General features: G+C 71.3%; 9 protein-coding genes and 1 tRNA gene. 4 read left to right on the forward strand and 6 right to left on the reverse strand.

From position 1 onward, the window contains the following. Window positions 1-31 precede the first annotated feature (31 nt). Window positions 32-718, forward strand: a complete 687-nt coding sequence (locus tag AC1DXT_RS12665; protein WP_056090409.1) for a hypothetical protein — start codon at window positions 32-34, stop codon at window positions 716-718. 58 nt (window positions 719-776) lie between these two features. Here AC1DXT_RS12665 and aceE read toward each other — a convergent pair whose 3' ends face one another. After that, on the reverse strand, window positions 777-3,521 hold the full coding sequence (gene aceE / locus AC1DXT_RS12670; protein ID WP_477061675.1) for a pyruvate dehydrogenase (acetyl-transferring), homodimeric type: 2,745 nt from the start codon (window positions 3,519-3,521) through the stop codon (window positions 777-779). Window positions 3,522-3,865: 344 nt separating this feature from the next. Between aceE and AC1DXT_RS12675 the strand changes: the two genes are divergently transcribed. The 3 genes from AC1DXT_RS12675 to AC1DXT_RS12685 all read left to right on the forward strand — a co-directional run bounded on the left by AC1DXT_RS12675 (window position 3,866) and on the right by AC1DXT_RS12685 (window position 4,947). Next, the gene (locus AC1DXT_RS12675) at window positions 3,866-4,288 is read left to right on the forward strand and encodes a DUF3052 domain-containing protein (RefSeq protein WP_056092048.1); all 423 of its coding nucleotides are present in this window, start codon (window positions 3,866-3,868) and stop codon (window positions 4,286-4,288) included. Between the two features lie 55 nt (window positions 4,289-4,343). Further along, complete coding sequence (locus tag AC1DXT_RS12680) at window positions 4,344-4,823, forward strand: peroxiredoxin (protein ID WP_477061676.1); 480 nt, start codon at window positions 4,344-4,346, stop codon at window positions 4,821-4,823. A gap of 50 nt (window positions 4,824-4,873) precedes the next feature. After that, a tRNA-Val gene (locus tag AC1DXT_RS12685) sits at window positions 4,874-4,947 on the forward strand. Window positions 4,948-4,975: 28 nt separating this feature from the next. Here AC1DXT_RS12685 and narI read toward each other — a convergent pair. From narI to AC1DXT_RS12710, 5 genes are read right to left on the reverse strand one after another with little or no spacing between them, the layout of a single operon-like run. Continuing rightward, window positions 4,976-5,725, reverse strand: coding sequence for a respiratory nitrate reductase subunit gamma (gene narI / locus AC1DXT_RS12690; RefSeq protein WP_477061677.1), 750 nt, complete (start codon window positions 5,723-5,725; stop codon window positions 4,976-4,978). Then, window positions 5,722-6,414: a nitrate reductase molybdenum cofactor assembly chaperone gene (gene narJ, locus AC1DXT_RS12695; RefSeq protein ID WP_477061678.1), complete on the reverse strand. Its 693-nt coding sequence runs from the start codon at window positions 6,412-6,414 to the stop codon at window positions 5,722-5,724. The genes narI and narJ overlap by 4 nt, the downstream gene beginning before the upstream one ends. Next, window positions 6,411-8,102: a nitrate reductase subunit beta gene (gene narH / locus AC1DXT_RS12700; protein WP_477061679.1), complete on the reverse strand. Its 1,692-nt coding sequence runs from the start codon at window positions 8,100-8,102 to the stop codon at window positions 6,411-6,413. The genes narJ and narH overlap by 4 nt, the downstream gene beginning before the upstream one ends. Before the next feature lie 13 nt (window positions 8,103-8,115). Then, a complete protein-coding gene (locus AC1DXT_RS12705) occupies window positions 8,116-11,886 on the reverse strand; it encodes a nitrate reductase subunit alpha (RefSeq protein ID WP_477061680.1) in 3,771 nt (1,256 codons plus the stop codon). 11 nt (window positions 11,887-11,897) lie between these two features. Continuing rightward, on the reverse strand, window positions 11,898-13,205 hold the full coding sequence (locus AC1DXT_RS12710) for an MFS transporter (RefSeq protein ID WP_477061681.1): 1,308 nt from the start codon (window positions 13,203-13,205) through the stop codon (window positions 11,898-11,900). Window positions 13,206-13,288 lie beyond the last annotated feature (83 nt).

Genomic DNA, 13,288 nt, shown 5'->3' on the forward strand with positions numbered 1-13,288 from the left:
GCGGCTCGCCCCCAGCCGATAAGGTCGCGTCATGGCACTTCTGCCCCGTTTGCGACAGCTCATGCGACGGCCGACCTCGGCCTCGCGGGTCGGCGCGCGCCGACCGACCAAGGCGTCCCGACGCGGCGACACGCTCCACGAGGACGCGCTGCGCTCGATGCTCAGCGACGACCCCAACAACGAGCGGGCGTTCGTCGCCCTCGCGGAGATCGTCCGTCGTCGGGCCGCCGAGGCGAGCACGGACCCCGACCCGCTCGCCGCCCCGGCCGACGAGACGGAGCTGCAGCGCGCCGCGGACCTGGCGGTGTGGGCGCTCGGTGAGGAGCTCGCCGGCAACCCCCGCGCGTGGTACCCGCTGATCGAGGTCGCCCGCCTGTCCGTGCACGACGACCACGAGGGCACGGTCCGTCGCCTGACCACCGCCGTCGAGCGGGACCCGTCCGGCCGGGCGCTGGTCGAGGCTCTCGGGCTGCTGCGCGAGGCCGGGCTGCCGGTCGACGCGCTCGGACTGGGTGTCGGCCACTGGCGGCCGCGGGAGCACGACCCCGAGGCTGCACGCCAGCTGGTGCTCGCCTCGATCGAGGCCGGCCGGCCCCTCGAGGCCAAGCAGCACATCGCGGCGCTGGACCTCTACCCCGACCAGAACGCGGTCGCCGATCTCAAGCGCGAGCTGGCCAGGGACGTCGCCCACGCGCAGCAGACGATCCCCGGCACCTGACAGGGAACGACGAAGGCCCGGGCTCCACGAGCCCGGGCCTTCGTCGTGCGTGCTCAGCTCAGCTGTCGCCGCCCGTGTTGCCGGAGGTACCGGCGGTCACGTCGTACAGGCGGTAGCGCTCGATGGCCTGCGCGGGCGCCTCGTGGCTCACCGCACCCGTGCGGGCGAGCTGCTGCAGCACCCGCACGACCGTCGACGGACCGTCGATCTTGAAGTGCCGACGAGCCGCCGCCCGGGTGTCCGAGAAGCCGAAGCCGTCGGCGCCCAGCGTGGCGTAGGTCCCGGGGATCCACGCGCGCACCTGGTCGGCGACGAGGTGGTCGAAGTCCGTCGTCGCGACGAACGGCCCCTCGGCGCCCTGCAGCTTCTGCGTGAGGTACGGGACCCGCTCCTCCTCACCGGGGTGGAGGTAGGCCTGCTGGTCCGCGGCGAGACCGTCGCGGCGCAGCTCGTTCCAGCTGGTCACCGACCACACCGCGGCCTGGACACCCCAGTCCTCGGCCAGCAGCTTCTTGGCCTCGAGCGCCCACGGCACCGCCACGCCCGACGCCAGGATCTGGGCGCGCGGCCCGTCACCCTCGGCCGGTGCGATCAGGTGGATGCCGCGCAGGATGCCCTCGACGTCGACGCCCTCGGGCTCCGCCGGCTGCTGCATGGGCTCGTTGTAGACGGTGAGGTAGTAGATGACGTCGCGGTCACGGTCGTGGCCCTCGCCGTACATCCGCTCGATGCCGTCCCGGACGATGTGCCGGATCTCGTACCCGTACGCCGGGTCGTAGTGCACGACGTGCGACATGGTGCCGGCCAGCAGCGGCGAGTGGCCGTCCGCGTGCTGCAGGCCCTCGCCGGTCAGGGTGGTGCGGCCAGCCGTGGCGCCGATGAGGAACCCGCGCGTCATCTGGTCGCCGGCGGCCCAGAACTGGTCGCCGGTGCGCTGGAACCCAAACATCGAGTAGTAGAAGTAGAACGGGATCAGGGGCTCGCCGTGCGTCGCGTACGACGTGCCGACGGCCTGGAACGCCGACGCCGAACCGGCCTCGTTGATCCCCGTGTGCATGATCTGGCCGGACTCGGACTCCTTGTAGGAGAGCATGAGCTCGCGGTCCACGGCCATGTAGTTCTGGCCGTTCGTGTTGAAGATCTTGGCGCTCGGGAAGATCGAGTCCAGACCGAACGTGCGCGCCTCGTCGGGGATGATCGGCACCAGGCGGTGGCCGAACTCCTTGTCCCGCACGAGGTCCTTGAACAGGCGCACGAGCGCCATCGTCGTGGCGACCTCCTGCTGCCCCGAGCCCTTCGCCAGGCCGTCGTACACCTTCGGGTCCGGCAGGACCAGCGGCTTGTGCGTCGTGCGGCGCTCGGGCACGAAGCCGCCCAGCTGACGGCGACGCTCCAGCATGTACTGGATGCCCTCGTCCTCGGCGCCGGGGTGGAAGTACGGCGGGACGTAGGGGTTCTCGTCGATCTGCTCGTCCGTGATCGGGATGTGCAGCGAGTCGCGCAGCGTCTTGAGGTCGTCGGACTTGAGCTTCTTCATCTGGTGCGTGGCGTTGCGCCCGGCGAAGCCGGAGCCCAGGCCGTAGCCCTTGATGGTGTGCGCCAGGATGACCGTCGGAGTGCCGGTGTGCTCCCGCGCGGCCTTGTAGGCGGCGTAGATCTTGCGGTAGTCGTGCCCGCCGCGCTTGAGCGCCCAGATCTCGTCGTCGGTCATCTTCTCCACGAGCTGCTTGGTCCGCGGGTCGCGGCCGAAGAAGTTCTCGCGGATGAAGGCGCCGTTCTCGGCACGGTACGTCTGGAAGTCACCGTCGGGCGTCGTGTTCATCAGGTTGACGAGCGCGCGGTCCTTGTCGGCGTTGAGCAGGGTGTCCCACTCGCGGCCCCAGATCACCTTGATGACGTTCCAGCCGGCGCCACGGAACTGCGCCTCGAGCTCCTGGATGATCTTGCCGTTGCCACGGACGGGGCCGTCGAGCCGCTGCAGGTTGCAGTTGACGACGAACGTGAGGTTGTCCAGGCCCTGCTGGCCGGCCAGCTGGAGCATGCCGCGGGACTCGGGCTCGTCCATCTCGCCGTCGCCGAGGAACGCCCAGACGTCCTGCTGGCTGGTGTCCTTGATGCCCCGCAGGTGCAGGTAGCGGTTGGTCCAGGCCTGGTAGATGGCGCTCGCCGGGCCGAGGCCCATGGAGACCGTGGGGAACTCCCACAGGTCCGGCGCCAGGCGCGGGTGCGGGTACGACGGCAGACCGCCGCCGGGGTGCGAGAGCTCCTGGCGGAAGCCGTCCAGCTGGTGGGCGGACAGGCGGCCCTCGAGGTAGGCACGGGCGTACACACCGGGGGAGGCGTGACCCTGGAAGTAGACCTGGTCACCGCCGCCCGGGTGGTCCTTGCCGCGGAAGAAGTGGTTGAGGCCCACCTCGGTCAGCGTCGCGACGGATGCGTACGAGGAGATGTGCCCGCCGACGCCGATCCCGGGGCGCTGGGCGCGCGTCACCATGACGGCGGCGTTCCAGCGGATCCACGAGCGGTAGCGGCGCTCCAGCACCTCGTCGCCGGGGAAGTACGGCTCGTCGTGCACCGCGATGGTGTTCACGTAGGGCGTGTTGAGCGAGGCCGGGATGGCCACGTTCCGCTGGCGCGCGTGCCGCAGCATGCTCAGCAGCACATAGCGCGCGCGAGGGCCGCCCTTCTCGTCGATGAGTCCGTCGAGGGACTCCACCCACTCGCCGGTCTCGTCCGGGTCGATGTCCGGCACCTGGCTGAGCAGGCCGCCGATGAGCGGTCCCGTCTCGTCGATCGAAGCCACCAGCGCTCCTTGCGTCTCGTCCGCGCGCACGAGCCCGGTCGGCATCGGCGGCGCATCTGGCCCGGCCCGTGCTGGGCACGCCCTGGTAGGCGGCTCGACGGGTGCGGGTGTTCGCCCCATTCTCGGACCCCGGAGCCCCGAAAGTCACACCGAGTACCAAGAACCCCGACGTGACGTCCGTGACAGTGCGCCGCGACGTGCACGTCGGCTGTGTCCTGGCCCGATCGACACGTGCGTCTGTGCAGGTCTTGCGTGCGCCCGTCCGGGTGCGGTGGGCTAGCGTGTGCGGCAATGAGAAGGTGGCCCCCGACGGGACCGCCGAGACGGAAGGGAGCGGTCCGGACGTGTCATCCACCGCGGACGAAGGCGCGTCGCAGGCGGCCGCCCGCTTGGGCTTGAGCTCGGGACAGGTGATCCAGGAGTTCGGCTACGACGACGACGTCGACGCCGACCTGCGCGCCGGGATCGAGGCTGTGACCACGACGGAGCTGGTCGACGAGGAGTACGACGACGTCACCGACGGTGCGGTCATCTGGTTCCGCGACGGCGACGGTGACCTCACGGACCTGCTCGTGGACGCGATGACCGTGCTGGACGACGGGGGACCGATCTGGCTCCTGACGCCCAAGGCGGGTCGCGCCGGGCACGTCTCGCACAGCGACATCGAGGAGGCCGCGACGACGTCGGGCTTGCACGCGATGAGCACGTTCCCGATCGCGGCGGACTGGTCCGCCACCCGCCTGGGGACCCGCGGCCGAGGCCGCTGACCACCTGTCACCGGCCAGACAGCGCGACCGCGCGCGCGTTGTTACAGTCCGCGCCATGGAAGACATCGCCCGGTCGACGCCCGCGCTCGGTGAGCCCGCCCCCGACTTCTCGCTCCCTGACACCCACGGCACGCCGGTGACCTTGAGCGGCCTGAGCGGTGGTCCGGTGGTCATCGTGTTCGTCCCCTTCGCCTTCTCCGGCACGTGCACCGGTGAGCTGTGCGAGCTGCGGGACAACATCGCCGAGTTCGAGGAGGCCGGCGTGCACGTCCTGGTCGTCTCGTGCGATCCCGGGCACTCGCTGCGTGCGTGGGCGGCGAGCGAGGGCTTCGGGTTCGACCTGCTCTCCGACTTCTGGCCGCACGGCGAGGTGGCGAAGGCGTACGGCGTCTTCGACGAGGCCAAGGGCATCGCGGTGCGCGGCAGCTTCCTGGTCGACGCCGAGGGCGTGCTGCGGTGGTCCGTCGTCAACCCGCCCGGACGGGCCCGTGACTTCTCGTCCTACCGGCAGGCGCTGGCGGACCTCGCCGCCTGACCGCCGGTAGGCTGTGCGCCCGACGAGCCGCCCGCAAGCGGGGGCTCTCGGGGCCTGTAGCTCAGCTGGTCAGAGCGCCGCGCTTACACCGCGGAGGTCGCCGGTTCGAAACCGGCCGGGCCCACCCTCGTCCGCGTCACGACCGGTGCAGGTCAGCGGGGTGCGCCGGGACGCTCGACGCGCTCCCAGCCGCGGCGCGGAGTCCGGGAGCCCAGGTGGGCGGCGTCGCGCGTCCGGTACACGATGTAGGGCCGCGTGACGTAGCCCAGAGGCGCCGAGAAGACGTGGACCAGCCGTGTGAACGGCCACAGGCCGAACAGCGCCAGGGCGCACAGGATGTGCAGCTGGAAGGCGAGCGGCACGTCGGCCATCAGGGCGGGGTCGGGCTGGAACGTCAGCAGCCCGCGCACCCACGGCGACACCGAGCCGCGGTAGTCGTAGGCGTCGCCGAGCACCTGGAACATCACCGTGGCCGCGGTGCCGAACGTCAGGGTCGCGCCGAGCACCACGTACATCAGCTTGTCCATGCGCGTGGTGGCGAGGAAGACCGGGCCGACCGTCCGGCGGCGGTGGACGAGGATCGCGAGCCCGGCGAGCGTGAGCACCGCGGCGATCGTGCCGGCCCAGGTGGCGACCAGGTGGTACGCGTGGTCCGTGACGCCGACGGCCTCGAGCCAGGTCCGGGGGATCAGCAGGCCGACGACGTGCCCGCCGATCACCATGAGGATCCCGACGTGGAACATCGGCGACCCGGCCCGCAGCAGGCGTGACTCGTAGACCTGCGACGAGCGGGTGGTCCAGCCGAAGCGGTCGTACCGGTACCTCCACAGGTGGCCGACGACGAACACGGCCCCGGCGATGTACGGACACACCACCCACAGCAGGATGTCGAGCGTCGTCATGCCGGTACCTCCGAACGGACGGTGGGGAACGGGAGCAGAGGCGCGGACAGGCCGACCGTCTCCGACGGCGGGCCGCTCGCCACCAGGTCGGCGAACCGCGCCGCGGTGGCCTCGTCGATGGCGGGCAGCGTGAGACACACCGCGTCGAGGAGGTGCGCGTACGGGCTGCCCGCGTGGTGCAGGGCGGAGCGCAGGAGCTCGATCCCGGCGCGGTGGCTGCCCAGCAAGGTGTCGGCGATCGGCCCGGGCTCGCGTCCGGACAGCTCGAGGACCGTCGGCAGGTGGTCGGGCAGCTCGTCGTCCGGTGGCTCCCAGCCGCACGCGCGGTACGCCTCGACGAACGTCACCAGCGCCATCCCGCGGCGGCGCGTGTCACCCGCCGCGTAGTACGTGAGGTAGAGCGCGCACCGACGGCGCAGGTCGAACGTCTCGACGTAGTGCGCCTGCTGGGCGTCGAGATCGAGCGGCTCGACCGCGTCGAGGTACTGCGCGAACGCGGCCGCCACGTCGTCGGACAGGATCCCGGTCGTGTCGCGGAGCATGCCGTGCCGCTCGCGCAGCTCCTGCGTGGGGTACTCGAGCAGCAGCGACGCCGCCAGGTGCGCGATGACGCGCTCCCGCGGGAGAGCGGCGACGGGGTCGAGGAACGGCAGCGACGGCGCGCGGCCGGCACCCGGGCGGCGGCTCATGCGCCCGCCTCCGGCCCGTCGCCGTAGCCGTCCTGGCCGGGGCCTGGCGGGAACAGCCCCGGTGGCGCCCCGTTGCCGTCCCAGTTCAGCAGGTTGACGCGCGTGGGCTGCGACGGCCCGGCCGCCTTGTCCGCGGTCTGGCGGTTGCGCAGGGCGTGGAACGTCTCGACCGCGGCACGCATCGGACGTCCGGACGACGAGCCGAACCGTCCGCCGCCGCCCATGCCGGGGCCGCCGTCGACGTCGAGCGAGCAGCCCGTCGCGGTCGCCGTCTCCTCGAGGGCGGCGGCGCTCTCGGCGTGCGCGGCGGGGATGACGTACCGGTCCTCGTACTTGGCGATGGCCAGCAGGCGGTACATGCCCTCGATCTGGGCGGCGGTCATGCCGACCGACGCCGCGATGCGCGGGTCCTGGTCGGTGCCCAGGTTCACGTTGCGCATGTGCGCCCGCATCGCGGCGAGGCGCTGCAGCACGGCGGTGACCGGCGCTGTCTCGCCCGCGGTGAACAGGCCGGCCAGGTACTCCACGGGGATGCGGAGCCGGTCGATGGCCGCGAAGAGCGTCCGGGCGTCCTCGCCGTCGTTGCCCGACCCCGTGACGACGTCGACCACCGGCGACAGCGGCGGGATGTACCAGACCATCGGCATCGTCCTGTACTCCGGGTGCAGCGGCAGCGCCACCTCGTAGGTGCTGATCAGGGACCAGATCGGCGAGCGCTGGGCCGCGTCGATCCAGTCGCGGGGGATGCCCTCGCGCTCGGCGCCGGCGATCACCTCGGGGTCGTGCGGGTCCAGCAGCACGGACCGCTGGGCGGCCAGCAGCTCGGTGGGGTCCTCCACCGAGGCGGCCGCGAGCACGCGGTCGGCGTCGTAGAGGACGAGCCCGAGGTAGCGCAGGCGGCCGACGCACGTCTCCGAGCAGACCGTCGGCAGCCCCACCTCGAGGCGCGGGTAGCACATCGTGCACTTCTCGGCCTTGCCGGTCTTGTGGTTGAAGTAGACCTTCTTGTACGGGCAGCCGGACACGCACATGCGCCAGCCGCGGCACTGGTCCTGGTCGACGAGCACGATGCCGTCCTCGGCCCGCTTGTACATCGCGCCCGACGGGCACGACGCGACGCACGACGGGTTCAGGCAGTGCTCGCAGATGCGCGGCAGGTAGAACATGAACGCCTGCTCGAGCTCGGCGGTGACGCTCTCGCTCATCTGCTTGAGGACCGGGTCGTCCTGCATGGTCTCCATCGACCCGCCGAGGTTGTCGTCCCAGTTCGCCGACCAGTGGATCTGCATGGCCTTGCCCGTGAGCAGCGACATGGGCCGCGCGACGGGGGTGTGCTCGCCCTGGGGAGCCGAGAGCAGGGTGTCGTACTCGTAGGTCCACGGCTCGTAGTAGTCGTGGATCTCCGGCAGCCTCGGGTTCGAGAAGATCTGCGCGAGCTTGGTGAACCGGCCGCCCGAGCGCAGCTTGAGCCGCCCGCGCTTGGTGCGGACCCAGCCGCCGCCCCACTTCTCCTGGTCCTCGTACCCGCGCGGGTAGCCGACGCCCGGGCGGGTCTCGACGTTGTTGAACCAGACGTACTCGACGCCCGTGCGGTTGGTCCACGCCTGCTTGCACGTGACCGAGCACGTGTGGCACCCGATGCACTTGTCGAGGTTCATCACCATCGCCATCTGCGCCATGACCTTCATGCGATGCTCCCCATCAGTACGTCACGTCCTGCGAGCGACGTCGGATCGTCGTCACCTCGTCGCGCTGGTTGCCCGTGGGGCCGAGGTAGTTGAAGGCGAACGACAGCTGCGCGTACCCGCCGATCAGGTGCGACGGCTTGAGCAGGACGCGGGTCAGCGAGTTGTGGATTCCGCCGCGCAGGCCCGAGGTCTCGGACCGGGGGACATCCACGGTGCGGTCCTTGGCGTGGTACATGAAGACCGTGCCGGCGGGCATCCGGTGGCTGACGATCGCGCGCGCGACGACGACCCCGTTGCGGTTGTAGGCCTCGATCCACTCGTTGTCGCGGACGCCGATCGTGGTGGCGTCCTGCGGGGACATCCAGATCGTCGGGCCGCCGCGGGACAGCGAGAGCATGAAGAGGTTGTCCTGGTACTCGGAGTGGATCGACCACTTGGAGTGCGGGGTCAGGTAGCGCACGGTCACCTCGGCGTGGCCCTCGGACCCGGGTGCGCCCGACGGGTCCGTCGACCCCAGGCGCCGGTCCCCGAACAGCCGGCCGAGGTCCAGCGGCGGCCGGTACACGGGCAGGTTCTCGCCGAGCTCGCTCATCCAGTCGTGGTCGAGGAAGAAGTGCTGGCGGCCCGTGAGGGTGTGCCACGGCTTGAGCTGCTCGACGTTGATCGCGAACGCGGTGTAGCGGCGGCCACCGTGCTCGGAGCCCGACCACTCGGGTGACGTGATGACCGGCACGGGCCGGGCCTGCACGTCGGGGAACGTGATCCGCTTGCCCTCGTGCTCACGGGCGAGCCACGCGAGCTCGGTGCCCGACTGCTTCTCGACGTCCTCGAACCCCTGCACCGCGAGGCGGCCGTTGGTCGTGCCCGAGAGCGCGAGGATCGTCTCGCAGACGTGCTGGGCGGTCGCGAGCCGGGGCCGGCCGGCGGCAGGCCCGTCGGTGACGACCCCGTTGAGCCGCCCGAGCTCGGCGACCTCCTGGTCGGGCTGGAACTTCACGCCCTTGGTCACCATGCCGGCGGTCGCCGTCAGCGGGCCCAGCGACGTGAGCCGGTCGGCCAGTGCGGGGTAGTCCCGCTCGACGACCACGAGCTTGGGCATCGTCACGCCGGGTACCAGGTCCTCGACGTCCCTGACGGTGCCGTGCGGCGTGTTCATCTCGTCCGGGGTGTCGTGCATGAGCGGCACGGCGACGAGGTCCTCGCGCTTGCCGAGGTGCCCGACGGAGAGCGTCGAGACGGCCTTCGCGAGCGTGACGAAGATGTCGAAGTCCGTGCGGGTCTGCCACGGCGGGGCGATGGCCGGGTTGAACGAGTGCACGAACGGGTGCATGTCCGTCGTGGACAGGTCGTGCTTCTCGTACCAGGTGGCCGCGGGGAGCACAACATCGGAGAACAGGGTCGTCGACGTCATGCGGAAGTCGCTCGTGACGAGCAGGTCGAGCTTGCCGCGTGGGGCCTCGTCGTGCCAGGTCATCGTGTTCGGGCGACGGTCCGGGCCCGACTCCTCGGCCATGACGGCCGAGTCGGTGCCGAGCAGGTGGCGCAGGAAGTACTCGTTCCCCTTGCCCGACGACCCGAGGATGTTGGCCCGCCAGACCGTCAGCACCCGAGGGAAGTTGACCGGGTCGTCCGGGTCCTCGACGGCGAACTTCAGCCGGCCCTCGCGGAGCTCGTCGACGACGTGCGCCGCCGGGTCCTTGCCCGCGGCGCGAGCCTCCTCGACCAGCTCGAGCGGGTTGCGGTTGAACGTCGGATAGCTGGGCATCCACCCGCGCTTCGCGGACTCGACGAGGCAGTCGGCGGTGGTCCGGCCCGCGAACAGGCCCTCCGCCAGCGGCGACGCGAGCGCGTCCGCCGGCAGGCCGTCGTAGCGCCACTGGTCCGTGGCCAGGTACCAGAACGCGGTGCCGATCATCTGCCGCGGCGGTCGGACCCAGTCGAGGCCGAACGCGTACTGCGCCCAGCCGGTGACGGGCCGGCACTTCTCCTGGCCCACGTAGTGTGCCCAGCCGCCGCCGTTGACGCCCTGGCAGCCGGTCATCGTGACGAGCGCGAGGAATGTGCGGTAGATCGTGTCGGAGTGGAACCAGTGGTTGGTGCCGGCGCCCATGAGGATCATCGAGCGGCCGCCCGACGCCTCGGCGTTCTCGGCGAACTCCCGGCCGATGCGCTCGGCCGCCGCGGCGGGCACCCCGGTGATCTCCTCCTGCCACGCGGGCGTCCCGGGGGTGCTCGGGTCGTCGTAGCCGGTCGGCCAGGTGCCGGGCAGACCGTCGCGGCCGACGCCGTACTGGGCGAGCAGGAGGTCGAACACCGTCGTCACCAGCGCGTCGCCGATGCGCCTGACGGGCACGCCGCGGCGCACGACGCCGGCACCACCGGTGTGCTCACCGTCCGGTCCTTCGGGCGCCACGTCGAACCGCGGCAGGTCCACTGCCACGGCCGTGCCGTCGTGGGTGTCGAGGTCCGCGACGGACATGACCGGCCGGATCGTGCCGAGGTCCAGGTTCCAGGAGCCGGCCTGCGCCGGGTCGAACCGGTGCCCGAGGGTCCCGTTCGGCACCCGCGGGGAGCCGTCGGCGTCGAGCACGACCGTCATGAACGCGGCGTCCCGGCCGTGGGTGTCGCGCGGGACACCGTCGGGTCCGGCGACCGGCCCGTCGAGCGCGTCGGCCGTGAGGAACTTGTCGGGCACCCACGCGTCGCCGCGCTGCCGCAGCGTGATCAGGTGCGTCGCATCGGTGTACGTCGACATGTACTCGGCGAAGCGTGCGGTGCGTCGCTCGACGAGGAACTCCCGCAGGATCACGTGCCCCATCGCGGTGGCCAGCGCGCCGTCGGTGCCCGGGTGCGGCGCGAGCCACTCGTCGGCGAACTTCGTGTTGTCGGCGTAGTCGGGGGAGACCGTGACGACCTTCTGGCCGCGGTAGCGCGCCTCGGTCATGAAGTGCGCGTCGGGCGTGCGCGTCACCGGCACGTTCGAGCCCCACATCATCAGGTAGCTCGCGTTCCACCAGTCGGCGGACTCCGGCACGTCCGTCTGGTCGCCGAACACCTGCGGCGACGCGACGGGCAGGTCCGCGTACCAGTCGTAGAACGACAGCATCGTGCCGCCGAGCATCGAGACGAACCGCGCGCCGGAGCCGTGCGACACCATCGACATCGCGGGGATCGGGGAGAACCCCGCGACGCGGTCGGGGCCGTACGTCTTGATGGTGTGCACGTGCGCCGCGGCGACGATCTCCGAGGCCTCGTCCCAGGTGGCCCGGATCAGCCCGCCCTTCCCGCGCGCCGACTTGTACGATCGCGCCGTCTCGGGGTCGCCGGTGACCTCGGCCCAGGCGAGCACCGGGTCGCCCGTGCGCTGCTTGGCGGCCCGGTAGGCCCGCAGGAGCGCGCCGCGCACGTACGGGTACCGCACGCGGGTGGGCGAGTAGGTGTACCAGGAGAAGGCGGCTCCGCGGGGGCAACCGCGGGGCTCGTACTCGGGGGAGTCGGGACCGACGGAGGGGTAGTCGGTCTGCTGGGTCTCCCAGGTGATGATCCCGTCCTTGACGTACACCTTCCACGAGCACGACCCCGTGCAGTTCACGCCGTGCGTCGAACGGACCACCTTGTCGTGGCTCCAGCGGTCCCGGTAGAACGCGTCGCCCTCGCGACCGCCCTCCAGGAACAGCGCACGCTTGTCCGGCGACATCGTGCCCGGCCGCAGGCGGGACCCGAGGGCGAGGAGCGCGTCGACGGCCGCGTTGTCGGTGCCGGGCTTGTCGGTGCGTGCGGTCACGACGGCCTCCTTCAGCTGGGGCGGGGTGCGCCGGGGCGGGCGTACTGGCGCCACACCAGGACGGTGCAGAGCGCGAAGTACACGGCGGCCCCGATGAAGAACGCCCGGGGTGCGACGAGCGAGAGCCCGACGCCGACGAGGAACGGACCGAAGGCGGCGATGGCGGACGTGAACCCGATGACGCCGCCCGCGCGGCGGCGCTCGAAGATCATCGGCATCTGCTTGAACGTGCCGGCGTTCCCGATGCCGGCGAACGTGAAGATCGCGAGCATGCCGCCGAGGAACAGCCCGAACGTGCTGGTGTCGGTAGGTGCCAGGAAGAAGGCGGTGAACACCGTCGCGGCCGTCATGCCGACGCCGGCGACGAGGGACCACACCGCGCCGCCGAACCGGTCGCACAGAGGTCCCCAGGCCGCGCGCGTGATCGAGCCCAGCAGCGGGCCGAGGAACACGTACTTCAGCGGGTCGGGAGCGCCCTCCATGCCCTCGTACATGTTCTTGATGAGCAGGCCCATCTGCGCGGCGAAGCCGGAGAACGCGCCGAACGTCATGAGGTAGACGGCCGTCATGTACCAGGTGTGCTTCTCACCGAAGATGTCGAGCTGCTGCCGGAAGTTCGCCGTGACCGGGACGCGGCGCAGCCAGACGGCGGCGAGGACCATGCCGAGCAGCACCCACGGGATGAGCACCAGGCCGGCGTTGTGCAGCCAGATCGAGGAGCCGTCGGCGCGCTGCTGCGGGGTGAGCGCCGCGGTCCCGAGCAGACCGAAACCCACGACCCACGGCACGAGCAGCTGGATCAGGCTGACGCCGAAGTTGCCGATGCCGGCCTGCAGGCCCAGCGCGGTGCCCGCCATGCGGCGCGGGAAGAAGTAGCTGGTCGAGGGCATGAACCCAGCGAACGCACCCCCGCCGACCCCCGACGCAGCGGCCAGGAGCAGCAGCACCGCGTAGGACGTCCCCGGGTCGCGCACGGCGAGCACCCAGCCCACCATCGGCAGCAGGAGCAGGGTGGCGGAGCCGCCGACGAGCGTGCGGGTCCCGACCACCGGGGGCAGGAACATGTAGACCAGCCGGGCGAACCCTGCGGAGAGCCCCGGGATCGCCGCGAGCCAGTACAGCTGACCCGTCGACAGGTCGTACCCGATGTCGTTCAGCCGCGGCGCGATCGCACTGACGAGGTACCAGACGCAGAACGCGAGCGTCAGGTTGTACGTCGTGATCCACAGCGTCCGCCACGCCAGCCGGCTGTCCCAGGTGGACTCGTTCTCCGGGTCCCAGTGGGACAGATCGGGCCCGCGCAGGGTGAAGGTGGACATCGGGACCTCCCGCAGTCATCCGTACCGTCGGCCCGCCATCGGGCTCACGGCGAGCATGTCCGCGGGCGGACCGGCGTGCGCGG

The sequence above is a fragment of the Cellulomonas sp. P1_G12_2 genome, from assembly GCF_056405535.1.

Bases quoted from the DNA above. Each gene is read 5' to 3' on its own strand.
- narJ (WP_477061678.1), bottom strand. From the start codon at position 6,414: ATGAGCCGCCGCCCGGGTGCCGGCCGCGCGCCGTCGCTGCCGTTCCTC.
- narI (WP_477061677.1), bottom strand. From the start codon at position 5,725: ATGACGACGCTCGACATCCTGCTGTGGGTGGTGTGTCCGTACATCGCC.
- AC1DXT_RS12680 (WP_477061676.1), top strand. From the start codon at position 4,344: ATGGAAGACATCGCCCGGTCGACGCCCGCGCTCGGTGAGCCCGCCCCC.
- AC1DXT_RS12710 (WP_477061681.1), bottom strand. From the start codon at position 13,205: ATGTCCACCTTCACCCTGCGCGGGCCCGATCTGTCCCACTGGGACCCG.
- narH (WP_477061679.1), bottom strand. From the start codon at position 8,102: ATGAAGGTCATGGCGCAGATGGCGATGGTGATGAACCTCGACAAGTGC.
- AC1DXT_RS12665 (WP_056090409.1), top strand. From the start codon at position 32: ATGGCACTTCTGCCCCGTTTGCGACAGCTCATGCGACGGCCGACCTCG.